Origin of the sequence: Shewanella yunxiaonensis, from assembly GCF_018223345.1 — a bacterium.
GTDB lineage: Bacteria > Pseudomonadota > Gammaproteobacteria > Enterobacterales > Shewanellaceae > Shewanella > Shewanella yunxiaonensis.
In genome coordinates, this window is the sequence record NZ_CP073587.1 from 1,801,783 (window position 1) to 1,817,268 (window position 15,486).

Annotated in this window: 8 protein-coding genes; all 8 read right to left on the minus strand. The window is 48.6% G+C overall.

Annotated features, from left to right (window positions below; all coding sequences use genetic code 11):
* Nucleotides 1-30 precede the first annotated feature (30 nt).
* Nucleotides 31-558 carry a hypothetical protein gene (locus KDN34_RS08280; protein ID WP_212596380.1) on the minus strand — a complete coding sequence of 176 codons (528 nt, stop codon included), beginning with the start codon at nucleotides 556-558 and terminating at the stop codon, nucleotides 31-33.
* A 271-nt stretch (nucleotides 559-829) separates the two neighbouring features.
* Complete coding sequence (locus KDN34_RS08285) at nucleotides 830-1,654, minus strand: mechanosensitive ion channel family protein (RefSeq protein ID WP_212596381.1); 825 nt, start codon at nucleotides 1,652-1,654, stop codon at nucleotides 830-832.
* Nucleotides 1,655-1,965: 311 nt separating this feature from the next.
* Nucleotides 1,966-2,970, minus strand: coding sequence for a D-alanine--D-alanine ligase (locus KDN34_RS08290; protein ID WP_212596382.1), 1,005 nt, complete (start codon nucleotides 2,968-2,970; stop codon nucleotides 1,966-1,968).
* Nucleotides 2,971-3,169: 199 nt separating this feature from the next.
* Nucleotides 3,170-5,173, minus strand: coding sequence for an exodeoxyribonuclease V subunit alpha (gene recD / locus KDN34_RS08295; RefSeq protein ID WP_228730458.1), 2,004 nt, complete (start codon nucleotides 5,171-5,173; stop codon nucleotides 3,170-3,172).
* On the minus strand, nucleotides 5,173-8,877 hold the full coding sequence (gene recB, locus KDN34_RS08300) for an exodeoxyribonuclease V subunit beta (RefSeq protein WP_212596383.1): 3,705 nt from the start codon (nucleotides 8,875-8,877) through the stop codon (nucleotides 5,173-5,175). The genes recD and recB overlap by 1 nt, the downstream gene beginning before the upstream one ends.
* A complete protein-coding gene (gene recC, locus KDN34_RS08305) occupies nucleotides 8,870-12,349 on the minus strand; it encodes an exodeoxyribonuclease V subunit gamma (protein ID WP_212596384.1) in 3,480 nt (1,159 codons plus the stop codon). Before recC ends, recB begins: the two co-directional genes overlap by 8 nt.
* A gap of 111 nt (nucleotides 12,350-12,460) precedes the next feature.
* Nucleotides 12,461-14,509, minus strand: a complete 2,049-nt coding sequence (locus tag KDN34_RS08310) for a transglutaminase family protein (RefSeq protein WP_212596385.1) — start codon at nucleotides 14,507-14,509, stop codon at nucleotides 12,461-12,463.
* The gene (locus KDN34_RS08315) at nucleotides 14,496-15,485 is read right to left on the minus strand and encodes a DUF58 domain-containing protein (protein ID WP_212596386.1); all 990 of its coding nucleotides are present in this window, start codon (nucleotides 15,483-15,485) and stop codon (nucleotides 14,496-14,498) included. Before KDN34_RS08315 ends, KDN34_RS08310 begins: the two co-directional genes overlap by 14 nt.
* Nucleotide 15,486: the final 1 nt, after the last annotated feature.

Genomic DNA, 15,486 nt, shown 5'->3' on the forward strand with positions numbered 1-15,486 from the left:
ATTCATGGTCAAACTGATGAATCAGTACTATTACACAAGATTGCTTTTAGCTGGCAGTCGAAGATGAAGCCACGCGAGTCCAAACAGCGTAAATACAAAGATTGGGTATGCGAAAAAGGGCAATGGCTTCGATAATGGATTTAATTCTGCACCGCCATAGATTTGTATTGCAGTAATTGCAAATAAAACTGAAGAAATTCCGGCTAACACTCTGATGACAATAGGAATGACAGAAGAAGTACAAATCAGTGCTAAGGAAGCGGCCCAAAGACCCGCTCCGGAAGCAAATAAAGGTGAACTCTCAGATAACTTCATTGCAGAACCGGAAACTACTAATGTTTGCCCGACAAGAAATATTAGAAATGCAGCAGCAAGATGTTGATTTCTATGTTTTATGTAATGAACTGATAATAGTGCTGAAGCAATAACCAATGAGGTGCCATCTACTCCCCAGGCAATTCCACGAAAAGACGGTGAGACAAAGGAGCCAATGATGCCTAATACGCCTCCTATTACGAGACAAATCGCTGCAATAATGCTTAATTTTTTCTCATTCATTTCAATTATCCGTAATCTATGTGGGACGTTATTGTAGTGTATAACACTGTAATACGTGTCGCCAAAGCTGGGAACATGACGTTGTCAATTCAAAGAACGAATGGTATACGTAATAAAAGACAACATTATTGCTGTAACAGATCGCTCAGCTAAATATTTTGAATATCCCATCAAATAAGATAACAACTGCAACGGGAACGAGTACTACACATTGGTTATCCTTGCAAATCCGCCAGTATCTGTGACAAATGCTGGCGGACTTATCAGACAATCACTGATTAACTAGAATAACTTTTCTGTGAGGAAGCGGAATTTCAATATTGGCTGCATCTAGCGCCTTTTTGATCCGCTCAGGAATAGAGTAGCGAATATCAAAATAATGCTGTCCTTCACAGAAAGGACGAACCAGGAAATCCACTGAACTGCTATTTAATGTTTCTACTTCAATAAAAGGGACGGGATCTTTGAGAACATGGGGATGATCCAGTAGCACTTTTTCGATTACCTTGTGGGCCTCATCAATACTTGCCCCATAGGCAATGCTAAAGTGCATATCTACACCACGGATAGCGTGATGAGAATGATTAATGATCTGGTCACCCCAAATTTTACCATTGGGAATAATAATCCGCTGATTATCAAATGTTTGCAAAATGGTGGTGAACATGTCTATTTCTGTGACTTTGCCAAATTTGCCGGCGACATCAATAAAGTCGTTTACTTTATATGGGCGGAAAATCAACAACATGACACCAGCGGCCAGATTGGTTAGCGTGCCTTGAAGAGCTAAGCCAACAGCTAAACCTGCTGCACCCAATAAAGCAATTATTGATGCTGTCTGTACTCCGAAACGGTTTAACACTGCAATGCCGACAAATGCCAGAATTACATATCGCGTAAGGCTACCAAAAAATCTGAATAGAGTATCATCGAGCTGTTTATGCTTATTAGAAAAGGCGATCACTGTTTGATAGGCCTTATTTGCAATCCAGATGCCAATAACTAGAATAAGCAACGCCAGCAAAATATTTGTGGTCCAATCGACTGCGGCAGGCAAGTATTGATTTATATCTAGCTTGTTGAATATTTCGTCCATTTTCAATCTCCATAAATAAAAAATCAGAACATTGATGTATTAACTATCATGCTGTCTTAATACTCGTATTATGTATCTGCAATGTTTTCATACAAACGATAGCAACAAACAGATAGTAAGCAAGGAAAGTTAAGCTAAGTGATTTATGAAGATTTCTTAAGGGCTCCACCGCTATTGCTTCTCAAAATTATCGAGCAACTGGCATATTGCGTTTCGGAATGTGCAAAATAAAGCCAGAAACGATTTCTGGCCTTAATTTTTTGTTGTGTCGTTGTGCTTAAATGACCATTGTTAATGTCGGTTAGCCATTTTTATTCAAGTTGCCGCTCAATATTGTCCAGCAGGTAACTTGTAAAATCCTCGCCGTGATTGGCGAGCATTTTAGGGAACATGGAGATTTTGGTGAGTCCCGGGAATGTGTTGATCTCGTTAAGCAGAATTTCACCCTCGTCGCTCAGGAAAAAGTCGATGCGTGACAGGTGGCGTAGCTTTAACCCTTTAAATGCCCGTACCGCATAATCGCGGATAGTAGCAATTTGCGTTTCGGTCAGGTTTTCAGCTTCCACTTTAGTGGTGGCATGGCTGTTGTCAGCGTACTTCTCTTCATAGGTGTAGAAGGTGTTAGCGGCGCAGACAATCTCCCCTGGGCGCGTAGCAATTACTTCTCCCTGATATTCATAGACAGCGACTTCCAGTTCCCGGGCATGAATGGTTTTTTCCACCACCACATATGGGGAATAGTTAAATGCCTCTTTAAGCGTTGCTGCAACTTTGGTGGCATCATCCACTTTGTAGCAGCCAACCGATGACCCCTGTGAAGCTGCTTTAATGAACAGTGAGCCCCAATTATTTAAGGCCTGTTGGCAACGGGTGATGGCTTCAGCATCAGGTTGGTTGACAAAAATATAGGGTGTATTGGGTATGCCCAAGGCAGTAAACCACATCTTGGCGGTGATCTTATTAAAGCAATTGCTGCTGCCTTCGGATTCACAGCCAAAATAGGGTAGGTTGATCAGGTTAAAGTACGACTGAATATCACCGGTTTCTCCGGGATAACCGTGAATGCATGGGATCACATAATTGACCGGCCAACTTGGGGTGTCGTCGTCAAAACGAATTTCGCGACGATTGGTCAACTCACATTTGCGACCATCTTTGGTGTGGTACTGACCTTTGCCATCTAATTCGAGCCACAGCAGATTGATCCCCGAGACTTTGCTAAGACAGGTTTCAAAATAACTGGCTGATAGTAGTGAAATCGCATGTTCTGCACCACCACCACCACACAAAAGCAAAAGGTTGATCCCGTTGGTCATGATTTCTCCCGTAACCTTCCGGCTCTGATTGTGAGCTTAATCGTATTAGTTGTTGGCCGACCCTGAGTGCGGCGGGCCATTATGGCGCATATTGGCTAGCGCAGTTAAGCGGATTCACTCAAATCTCGCGAACCTGACGAAAAACTCCTCAATTTGTTGCCACTATGCAACATTGTGGTTGCCGAAAAGGGTCTCTGCGTTAGTGCCATAACCGCTGTGCCAGGCCTGACGCGCGGCGAGTAAGGCGACTGCTCGCAGCTAAAAAGCCTCGAAGACTGCCCAAACACACAAACTGGTTCCTGGCACGGGTAATCGCGGTATACAGCAACTCCCGACATAATAATTGTTGTTGTGGGCCATGAGGTTTAGGCGGTAGTACCAATGCGACGGTGTTAAATTCACTGCCCTGACTTTTATGTACGGTCATGGCAAAGCAGGTGTCATGTCCGGGCAATCGTGCGGGTAACACTTTGAGCATGCTGCCATCCGCACGTTCGAACCAAGTCATAAGCCGATTATTCTGTGCTGGATCAGGCAGAATTAACCCGATATCGCCGTTAAATAATCCCAGATTGTAATCGTTGCTACGAATGATCACCGGACGCCCGGCATAAAATTCGGCCGTAGGTTTTAACCAGCCTTTGGCTGCAAGGTTGCGGATAATAGCGATGTTGATCCCATCCACACCAAACTCACCGGCGCGCATTGCACAAAGTACACGGAACTGGTGAAATGCAGCCAGGATCTGTTGTGGTGTTGCGTGCTGCTGTATGAGTTCAAGATAGGATTGATATCCTTGCTGACATTGCAACATCAAGGCTTTCATCCCACTACCATCATCAGTGTGCTCCAGCCACTGCAGTTCTTGATAAGATTTGTGCCAAATCTGTTGGATAGCATCGATATTGCCCTGATTGACGGCGGCAGCCAACAGCCCAATACCAGCATCACCTTTAAAGCGGTGGCTGTGTCGCAACATACATAGACTATCACCTAAATTTGTGGGTTTTGTGGATGTATCGCTAGCATCTAATAAAGTACTACACAATTCGCTCAGGCGATTGGCTTGGCGTTGGCTGTACTGCATCTCCCAGTGTTCACCCTGTTTAAGTCCTTGGCATATATCGGCCAGCACTGCGCCGGCTTCTACGGAAGCCAGTTGGTCCTGATCGCCAAGCAGGATCAGTCGAGCATTATCTGGCAGTGCATCCAACAGTTTTGCCATCAGTGGCAAATCGACCATTGAGGCTTCATCAACAATCAACAGGTCCAATAGCAGCGGATTATCATGATGATGACGAAAACGACTTTCTCCGGGCCGCACACCCAGTAACCGATGAATTGTGGCTGCGGTTTCTGGGATCTGTGGTAGTACGTGTTGTAACGCCGCAAGTTCTCCTGTGAGTGTACGCTGTAACTGCAATTTAGAATTTTTAACCGATTCGCTCAGCCGTGCGGCGGCTTTCCCCGTTGGTGCTACCATGCGGATTTTAAGTGTTGGTTGCAGGTGCAACAGCAATAGCAGCACTTTGGTGACTGTGGTGGTTTTACCGGTGCCGGGACCACCGGTGATCACTGCTAACTGGCGTGTGAGCGCGATAGCCGCCGCCACTTTTTGCCAGTCGGTATCAGCACCGTCGTGAGGAAATAATTGCGTCAGTAGCTCAGCTGTCTGCTTTAGCATTTGCACAGAACTGTCCAACTGGCTGGCAATAGTGGAATCAACACTCAGCAAGTTAATTTTTGTGGCAACAGTCTTCTCGTAGTGCCAGTAACGGCGCAAGTAAAGTCGCTCATTCTGCAAAACCAACGGCCGGTTATCAGGATCGATTGCAGCGTCAGCCGTTGGCACCCAAACCACCGCCGAATCATGTAAAAATGCGCTGATGTTCTCTGCTAATGCGGCTTGTGGACAGTCAATACGACACATAACCATGGTGTCAGCGTCGGCACTTCTTAAATCCAGCGGATTCCCTGCATCGATATGCGCTAATGGCAGACAACTATGTTGTGCAGATAAATGTTTGGAAAGCAGCGCTAAGAGCAATAACAACAAAGGCGAGCTATCAGCAACGAGGGCACTGAGTTGCAGCGCAAAATGACGATCCAGCGCAGTGAGTGAACCTTGCTGTTCTGCCAGTTTCAATATGTCAGGCAGGGACATTGAACAGTGCAGTTGCAGAGGGGAATTCAGGATGTCCATCAGTTAAGCTCCAGACTGAATTGACCAGCGGCATCAGCAGTTTGCTGCAGCTCGCCGTTAAACAGTGCATCCAGGGCGGTGATTAATGACAGTGGCGGTTTGTCATAATAGATGCCAGCTTGCGGATAATCCGGTGACATACCGCGCAGGAACAGGTAGTAACAGCCGCCAAAATCACGCTGATACTGATAATCTGCAAGCCTTTTACTGAGCAAGCGATGTAGTGCCAGGGTATATAGCAGGTATTGCAGATCGTAATGATGCTCCAGCATGGCGCGGTTTAGATCATCGCCATGATACTGGATGAAGTCATTTCCCAGGTGGTTGGATTTATAATCTGCAATATACCAGCGGCCCTGATAACAGAAGGTGAGGTCGATAAATCCCTTGAGCATCCCGCGTAAGGTATCGAAATCGTATCCGGCTGGGTACCCATGTTGTGCCAGTAACTGATTTAACGCCCGACAGTTAAGCTCACTGACAGGCAGATAAAATTCCATTTCAGCGACTATGTCGGGAGCCTTCAGTATTCCAAGTGACAGACCGTTATCGCGCTCAGCGGTACCGAGTGGTGCACTCAGGATCTGTTGATACCACTCCAGCAATAGCGGTTGCTGGTTGCTATCAATGCCGTATTGCAGCATGGCCGTTGGTAACACAGCAGTAAGTGCCGCCACTTTGTCTTCGGCGTCGAAATCCAAATCTTCCAGTACCTGATGCATAAAAGAACCGGCATTGGCACCTTTCTCAAACAGGAATCGCGGTGCTGGAGTTTGTTCCGGAGTTGGCATCAGCTCTGGTAGCGGCTCATACCGTTCATCATCCATCCCCGGTGTTTGTGGCGGCGCATCAAACTCATCAACGTTATCGCTAACTGCTACCGGATACGCCGCGGACTCCTTGACCAGTCCGCTATAACTACCTACGCGCCATGGTAAATAAGATGGCATTTCCAGTAACAGGGGGACAGGTTCTGAAGTGGTGGTATCTTCTACGGCAAGCGTGCCCGTTGGTTGCTCGACATCGATCACCGTCACTGATGCCGCGGCTGATTGCAGTGGTTCAATGGCTTGGCGCAATTTAGCAAAATCCGTTGCCGTGTCGGTGATCCCCAATAAGTAGCCGATGGCAGTTTGTGGAAGCTCACTCTTGATACCGGCTTTCAGAATGCGGCACTGATTGGTAATCGACAGGTAGCAACGATATACCGGACGGGTTAAGGCTACATACAATAGGCGCAGATCTTCTGCCAGTTGCTCCTGCTTTTGCTGCGCTTTACCTTGCTCCGATTTCTCCAAATCCCACAGCAGTTGGTTGTCTTGGTGATATAGCAACGGATCTGGTACGCGGCCACTGCGTGCCAGGCTGACAAAGGGCAGTAGACACACAGGGTATTCTAGTCCTTTACTCTTATGGATGGTCACGATCTGTACCAGATTCTGTTCGCTTTCCAAACGTAGTTGCTGCTCCTCACTATTACCTGAATCCAGCAATTGTTGCTCAAACCAATATCGTAATGCGGCCACGCCATCCAGTTCGGCGGATTTTTGTTGTAGCAGTTCACACAGATGCCGCAGGTCGGTAAGCCGCCGTTCACCACTGTTATCTGCCAGCAATCGCTGGATCATGCCGGTGTCGGCTGCCAGTTGCATAACTGCGGGCATGATGCCTCGTTGCAACCATAGTTGATGCCATTTATCAAAGCGTTCCAACCATAAGGCTCGGCTGTCCTCTTGTTGATTGAATTGGTGGATAGCACCGATGCTGAGCCCGAGTAACTGGGTTGCCATGGCACTACGCAAAGCCTTTTCATCACGAGGGTTAGCGAGCGCCTGCAGTAGCAATGCCAGTTCCCTGGCTTCAACGGTCCCAAACACGCTGTCGCGGCTTAGAAACACCGCGCCGATATAGCGTTTGGCCAGCGCGTCTTTCATGGTGGAGGCTTCGATATGGTCGCGTACCAAAACCGCGATATCGCGCGCTCGTAGTGGTCGTTGCTGTGTGCCGGAGATGATGTGTGCTTTATCGTTGAGCAGCGTAAGGATTTGCTCGGCGGCGTCTTCCGCTAATAGCATTCGCGCGGTTTCTTTATTCAGCCCTTGGGTAGGATTTTCACTGAGCAACCGGATTTGCAATGCGTGATTATCGACATTGCTTTGCAATCTTTTGCTGCTGGCGGAAGCGGGCACTTTGACCGTTTCAAAAGGGATATCTTCACCGGCGAACGGCGCATCATGCCCCTTAAATAACCTATTTACGGCATCGACCATCGCTTCGGCTGAGCGATAGTTGGTGCCAAGGGTGTATTGTCCGTCAGTTTGCGCTCGCGCTGCCAGATACGTGTGGATATCACCGCCACGAAACGCATAAATCGCTTGTTTGGGGTCGCCGATCATCAATAATCCACCGACAGTGGTCGAGTGGCTGTCGGTGACTGGCAGCTTTATGCTGCGAGCATAAATTTTTGAAAAAATGCCAAACTGCAGTGGATCGGTATCCTGAAATTCGTCGATCAATGCTATCGGGAAGCGACGGGCAATTTCTTGTGCCAGGGTATTACTAATGTCTGCCTCGTCAGTAGCCGATGGGTAGCCCAGCGCTGTGGCTAATGTTGATAACAGATCATCCGGGGTCAGGGTGTTACGTCGGGCCTTTTCCGCAGCAAAGCGTCGCCGGATGTGTTCCCGAGCCTGACACAGAAAGGCGGGGAGCAACTGCGCTTGCATTGCGATAATGCTATCCACCATAACTAATAGTGGCGCTTCATCGGCGTTCGGGATAGGCGCGCTGCCTTTGTTAACGCTGAGCTTTTCGAGTGACAGTTTATCCAGTGCAATGGCTGGCGGGAGGCCATAGTGTGAGGCAACCCAGCGATCCATTTGTTCAAAGGCGTCTGCCAGCAGTGGATAGCCGTCGTCTTTCTTGCCATACCGACGCCCGTTGAGCGACAACGCATACAATTGGTTGTGAATGCTTTCCCGAGCGCTAGGCCATTGCTTACGCAATTTGGCAATGGCCGGCATCAGTGCATGAGCAATCTGTTGAAAAGGTTTGAGTTCGGGGGTAGCAACCGCACTGCTGTTACCTAACAACGGCCGTAATTTTTTTTGAAGCGCATCTGGCCCTGGCAGCTTTTCAAAAATGATCTGTGCCACAACGCTGTCTAGTGGATAACAGGCTTCACGCCAGAAATCGCGCACAGCATGGTGCAAAAACTCGCTGTCATCTAAGGTAAATTCGGCATCAAACAGCAACGATGATTCAAAAGCCAAGTCGCTGAGGATGCGTTGACAAAAACCATGAATGGTAAAAATGGCCGCTTCATCGAGCGACTTCAGCGCCAGATCCAGTCGATTGAGCACCTGTGGCTTATCTTCGCCACTGATTTGTGCCAAAAGCTCCTGTAGAAACGGATCGTGTTCCGGTAAGCCTAAACAAGCGCGATATGCCTGCCGAATTCGGCTGCGAATACGTTCTCTGAGTTCCTCGGTAGCCGCATTGGTAAAGGTTACCACCAGGATCTGTTCGCAAGTCAGTGGTTGGCTGACGCCGATCCCTAATAACAGTCTCAGGTATAGCCCAGAAATCGTGTAGGTTTTGCCGGTGCCGGCACTGGCTTCAATCAACTGCGCGCCACTCAGCGGCAACTGCATCGGGTCCAGCAGTTTAGGTTGAGCCGTTTTATGGGTAGACATCTCAGTCATGAGCTTGCTCCAGCATGCCGCCGTTATTGATAAAATCCGCCAGCTCATGCAGTTGCCCAGTTTGGTAACGTGCCAGCATCGGCGAGAGTAATGTCATGGCGATATCACCGAAATTACTTTCAGAGAAATCATCTGGGAAACGGAAACAGCGCTGGTAATGAGGTTCACTGCCATCACCAGAGATGACGTTGCCATCATTACCAATTTTGTCGTTCCAGGCGGCACTGGCGGCCTCAAGTCGCTGTTCGTGTGTGTCAGCGTCACTCTTGGCATATTCCAGTGATGTTTTTGGGATAAATAGCAGGGGTTGCGTTTGCCCGATTAGGAAAAATTGCAGCCAGAGGCGGAGTTCCGCTTTAGCCACATCAGGGGTGAGCGGTGCGAACACGTGGTAGTCTGCCATATCCAGAATGTAGCTATGTTTATGACGGCCACTGGCGTTGAGCGCCAAATGACGCAAATACTGGCGGACCAAATCCTTAGCGTTAGCAGAACCCGGGCGGCAGATAAGCATCCCTTTGCCACAAATATCATCTAATCGGCCCTGCAACCTCATATCGAGTTCTGGAAACATCAAATCGACGGTCAATGATTCCTGCTGTTCACCTCGCAGATAGACGGTTCGATCCAGTAGTGGTGCTACATCCTGTTGATAACGTGACAATAGCAGTTCATCAAAAGGTTTGTTAGGGAGTTTACCGCTCGCCTTAAGTTTAACACTGAAGTCAGGACTGCTGACCCCTTGGTGTTTTAAGGCATCTTCAAGCAAAGACAGTCGAATGTCGTAACGTTGCAGTGCGTTCAGTGTAAATGGTTCGTCGTTGTCATCTTCGGTGAGATCTATTCCCAGTTCCAGCTTGAGGCTCCGGTTGCAAAAATATTGTGCCGGATTGCGGAAAAAACGTACCAACCCTTGTAATTCAATGACATTGTCTGAATCGGCATCGTTGTCTGCGACCAGCTGTAACGGCGTTCCTTGACGAAAATCAGTGAGTTCTACCGCTGAACCGGTGGGGCACCACTGTCTTGAAAATGACGGAGTAAATGGTGCTTCAGCAGGGGCCTTTAACAAATCAGCTTGATATAACACCGGATCAAAAGGTTGCAAGGGTTGCTGCTTCACTAGGCATTGTAATAATGATTGTTCCAGCAGCGTCAGCGCTTCAGCATCAAGTATGTCCGTAGAAAAAACATTGGCTAATGATTGTGGGATGCAACTTAGCTGGCAATATTCCAGTAACTCGGCAATTAGCATCGACGGGTTGCGCGGACTGTTATCACGTTCAGAACGACCGACATAACTGATATACAACTGTTGTCTGGCAGATAACAGTGCCTCCAGAAACAGATAACGATCATCAAGACGACGGGAACGGTCGCCTTTACGCGGTGGTTGCTGCGCTAACAGATCAAATCCCACCGGATGCTGCACGCGAGGATAGATACCATCATTCATCCCGAGCAGACAGACGATCTGGAACGGGATAGAACGCATTGGCATTAACGTACAGAAATTAACGGCGCCAGCAAGATAACGCTGACCGACACGAGAATCCTCAAGTTGCGAGCGGAACCACTGCAACAGGATTTGATGATCCAGTTCGCCAGCAAATCCTGCATTCAATAATTCTGAGCCTAATTTAGCAATGGCCTGGTTTACTGCCATCAAAGCTTGTGTATCTGTATCGTCAATGGGTTGATAAAACTGCTGGCAAATCTCTGTTATTTCAAGAATTCTTTGAGATGAAGCTTGTCCCTTTGCCAACCGGTCTGCGACCTGATCCAATGCCTCAATAAAATTCAATAATTTACCGAGAGCCAAGGCTGCCTGACCTTCAACCCCGGCCACTGGTAAATGACCATTAAATAGCTCACCATCATCTTCCAGCGCATAGCCCAAGATCAGTCGGCGTAATCCTTCCGCCCAGGAGTTTTGCTCGAATGCGGGAACTTGCTGTTGCTGACGTTGGCTTCCGCTGCGACCCCATCGCACCTTGGCTTGTTCTAACCACAGCCGGATTTGTTGTAATGACTCATCATCAAGGCCAAAAGCCTTGAGCGTTGCGGGTAATTCCAGCAGTGTCAGGACTTCCGTCAAGGCAAAGCGGCTGTTATTAATATCCAGCAGCGTTAAAAAGCTGCTGATCAACGGTGATTCCTGACTGGCACCCCGATCGGCGATAGCGTAAGGGATGAAATATTGGCCGTCACGTCGCGCGAATACCGCATCAATGTAGGGGGCATACGCTGCTACGTCCGGCATCATTACCACAATATCTTTAGGGGCGAGTTCTGGATGGCGCGCCAGCATCCATTGCAGATGATCATGTAGGGTTTCTACTTCACGCAGTGGTGAATGACAGCTACGCAAAGTCAGCGAGTCATCGTCAGTGGCGATGATGCGCCGACCAGCTAATGACAGATATATTTCACTGTCAGGACCGAGTAATTGTCCCCGGGTTTCCATTTCGAGAATGTCTTGCTGGATCCCTTGTAACAGACAGCCATCACCTACCGGATAAAACAGATCATCACCTAATTGAATATCTTCCGAAGGTAATTCGAGCAAGAGATCCAATAGATCGCGGCCCAATTTGCCGTTATTCGCCAAGAGGGGGTTACCCACAATTAAGCTATCTTGCCAGTTTTCGGGAAGTTGCCGTTTATCACCGTACGCAAGATTAATGCGGGCACGAGTTTTGGGATTCACAATATCACCCCAATAATGCTGGCAGGGGCTGAGATTAAATACGGTAACATCCAGGCGATGCCCGAGGGCCTGTAGCACGGATAACATCTGTGGCGGCATCGAAGAAATGCCGAATACAAATAATCTCGCCGGCAATTGTGGTAATGCGATGCTGTCGTCTTTAAGCGTAGATAACAACGCATGATGCAGATTGGCGCGGTGATAGCCACTAAGGCCTAGTTGTTGATTATGGGTTACCAGTTGTCGCCATAGTGCTGGTTGCCATTGTTGTTCTTCAGATAATGCAAAGGGGAGCTCGCCAGTTTCCCATGCTGCGATCCAGTCGGGTCGATATACCAGATATTGGTCAAAAATATCTGCGATACGCGCTGCTAGCTGGAACTGTTTTAATGGCAATAACTGGTGGTCATCACCCAAATAGCGTTGCAGTGGCAGGTATACAGGATCGGCAAGCAGGCGCGGCAACAAACTCAGTAATTTCCAGGTCATTGCTTCTTTGGTAAAGGCATTTTCTTTGGGAACATCAGGCAGTAGGGCGTGGCACAAATCCCAGATGAAGCTAGACGGTAGCGGAAATTTCAGCGCTGCAGCGATACCGTTATGCTTGGCGATCTCCAGTCGTAGCCAGGTTGACATACCGGGGCTTTGTACGAGGATCTGTTCTTGCTGTAGCGGCGATTGACCAGAGACGGGCATACGCAACTGATCGGCCAGTGCAGCCGACAGCAACTCCATTTTGTTAGATTGGATCAGTTTAAACATGCGATTCCTGATCAATAAGCCTTCAGTGGCGGATGGCACTATTCTAAATAGCGGATGTGTAATGTGCCACTATTGTTCTTTACGGTTGTTATCTCTGTGATCTGAACGTTGTCAGATAGTCCCCGTTTGTGGGGTACGCTCCTTTAGCTCAGGTGTCGTACGCAGTAACGCTAACCACAATTTATGGCTTTGCCGATGAAACTGTCGGCTGAGTTTTCGTTGTTTTTTAGTCGTTAATTCAGCGTACTTGAGTTGCAGATATAAATCGCCCCAAACAATTAATGGCTGGTGTAATGCGGGCCAGTGTTTGGTTAACAGGGTGATAAAATCCACCGGCCCACAACCTATTGGTCGTACAATACCTTTGCGAGCGGCAACGCGACAGATGCTGCTAAAGTCGCGATCTAATTGACTGCGCCGTTGTGGCAGATATAGCAGTCCGGCGCTGTAGCCAATTATCGTGAACAATGCTGTCATCACGCCTAATACCAACAAAGCGATTCGCGTGGCGGTAACTTCACCGAGCAATTGGTTTAGCACTTGTTGTTGCCGGTCGTTATCAAACCCCAGCACCCATACCGTCCAGTAATAATCGAGGCTGGCAAACTGCATGCGCAATTGATTAAACCAGGCACTGGCACGAATAGCTGGGAAAGTCGTATTCGCCAGGTAACTATCCTGAGGGGCAAACATGGCATCAAATCCATCCATGATCCGCTGCGGGGCAATCATCGCGGTTGGGTCGAATCGGCTCCACCCTCGATTAGGCAGCCATACTTCGCTCCAGGCATGAGCCATATATTGGTAGACACTCAGATATCCAGCTTCCGGATTAAACTCGCCGCCCTGATAGCCGGTCACTAATCGTGCTGGTAGGCCGCTGGCGCGAGCCATAAAAGTAAACGCCGAAGCATAATGCACACAAAAGCCTGCGCGCGTTTCAAACAAAAAATCGTCTAGCTGTTGAGGGCCTGTCGCTGGCGGTGTCAGCGTATAAAAAAATGGTTGCTGACGGAAGTATTGCATCATGGCGTTCAAACGCGGCAGCGCTTGCGGATATCTAAGGGTAAATTGCTGAGCCAAAGCGCGGGTGCGGGGGTTGATTTGTGCCGGCAGCGTTAGATTGCGTTGATATTCGGTCTCGCTGAGTTGTTCTTGCAAGGGGGCGTTCGGGTATTGTGTAACCTGATATTGAAATTTCTGCTCAAGCGATCGACTTGCATACAGACGATAGTCCGGCATGCTGAAAACGCCGGGCGTGTTGCTGAAAGCATTACCCATCGCAAATAACCAATGCTGGCCTGAGGGTTCGGCAATCACTTTATAGTTGCGACGGTTATCCCGCTCGACTGGTAACGTGCGCTCAGGTAGCAGGTGATTTACCCTGGACTGCAATGTTTTAATCGCCGACGATTGACGCCAGTGGTTTCCGTCATAATCGTCTAACACAATTGCGCGCCAATAGCGCTCTGCGGGTTTGGGAACGGCACCGTCAAAGGTGGCACGAAAAGCGAGTTCGGAAGACCGAGTCAACTGCGAAATATCGCCAAATCCCACTTCATCTGAAAGCCCGGTGCTGGCAGATTTCATCTGGGGTACCATCCACAGCGGCGCAAACCTGGGAACCACGATAAACAGCAGAAGGGTCAAAGGAATACTTTGAAGCAGTAATTTAATCGTTAACCAGCTTTGGGTGGCGGGTGAGCAGTTTTCACGGAAGAGACTAACCAATGTTAGGGTGTTGATGGCGGTGACGGGCAACAGTAGTAATACATTGCCTATCCCCTGGTGATCAATAAATGTCAGTGCGATGAGAAAATAACCCGCCAGAATGATGGCCAATACATCACGGCGTCTACGGGCCTCAATATATTTTAAGGCATAGCCAAGAATAAGCAGATTAATCAACGTATTGAGTAATCCTAACTCACGACTTACCAAGGCTAATGTCGCCGCTGATGCGACTGCCAATACCGTGACTAGCCAGCGTGGTGGGCGTGCGACCTTCCCAAGATAGATCCCTAAGCGCCAGACAAAACAGATGCCACATATTCCCAATGATGCAACTGTGATTTTGTCATGCAAAGGCAGCAATACGGCAATGTTGGTCAATAACAACCACAACAAGGTTCGGCGACTGAGATGCTCACTGCTGTTCATCGCTAGCCTCCGTCATGGTTAAGGGCTGATATACAGCCAATGCGCGTAAGCAGGCGATGCGCTGCGCTTCACCTGCGGCCGGTGGCAACTGTTGTTTATCCAGTTGTAATCCCCAGTTAACGCAATTTTGTTTGGCTAGTTGGTCGACCTGCCAGCAGAGTGTCTCAAGTGCCTGTTCCAACGCCTCACCGCACAGATTGGCCGGGAGTTGCAACCAGACGGGATCTCCGTGCGGATCGCTAAATTCTTTGGAAAGCATACCGCGGCCCTGAGCGAATTGTTTCCAGGCGACTTGCTTAAGTGATTCGCCTGGGTGCCAGGATTTTAGACCGCAAAATTCATCTATACCGAACTGGTACAGTGGTGAATCCTCTCCGCCTCCGGGTATGGAATGCAACCGCACTTTATCGGGGTGATAAGCGGGAAATACCAACAAGGGGTTATCCATATCGACCCATGACCATACGCGGCATAAACCCAATGGGTAATGTGATTCGACGAGCAGTCTTCCGGGCGATAAATAACCGCGGTGACGGGTGGGTAAAGGCAGCGCAGCGATTTGGCCTTGTGAGGCGACCTCTTTAACTGTCACCACGTCGCCAGCGGGATAGCTGAGATTAATTTGATACAGCTGGCTGTCAGCGGTCACCTTAAGCGGAATGGCTACCGTTTCCCCTGCGTATACATCTGGCGCCGGCAATGCGGACAATCGCAAACCCGCAAGATTACGGTAGCTATACAAAATAGCGCTAACGAAAATACTTCCCAACAATAAACTAAGCCCGATCACCAGATTGTTTTGATAATTGGTACCGAATAAAAAGAGTAACAAAGATAAAAGTAACCACATCAGACCAAAGCCGCTGGGTAATATAAAAATACTGCGGTGACTCAGACGCTGATGTTTTGCCGCCGGGATCCGTCGATTGAGCCAGCGGTGTAGCCACGGAGATAATTTGTAAGATGCGCTGGCCATG

What these genes read in the sequence shown, in the direction of transcription:
- KDN34_RS08280 (WP_212596380.1), bottom strand. Translation starts at nt 558, where the DNA reads ATGAATGAGAAAAAATTAAGCATTATTGCAGCGATTTGTCTCGTAATA.
- recD (WP_228730458.1), bottom strand. Translation starts at nt 5,173, where the DNA reads ATGGACATCCTGAATTCCCCTCTGCAACTGCACTGTTCAATGTCCCTG.
- recC (WP_212596384.1), bottom strand. Translation starts at nt 12,349, where the DNA reads ATGTTTAAACTGATCCAATCTAACAAAATGGAGTTGCTGTCGGCTGCA.
- KDN34_RS08285 (WP_212596381.1), bottom strand. Translation starts at nt 1,654, where the DNA reads ATGGACGAAATATTCAACAAGCTAGATATAAATCAATACTTGCCTGCC.
- recB (WP_212596383.1), bottom strand. Translation starts at nt 8,877, where the DNA reads ATGACTGAGATGTCTACCCATAAAACGGCTCAACCTAAACTGCTGGAC.
- KDN34_RS08290 (WP_212596382.1), bottom strand. Translation starts at nt 2,970, where the DNA reads ATGACCAACGGGATCAACCTTTTGCTTTTGTGTGGTGGTGGTGGTGCA.
- KDN34_RS08315 (WP_212596386.1), bottom strand. Translation starts at nt 15,485, where the DNA reads ATGGCCAGCGCATCTTACAAATTATCTCCGTGGCTACACCGCTGGCTC.
- KDN34_RS08310 (WP_212596385.1), bottom strand. Translation starts at nt 14,509, where the DNA reads ATGAACAGCAGTGAGCATCTCAGTCGCCGAACCTTGTTGTGGTTGTTA.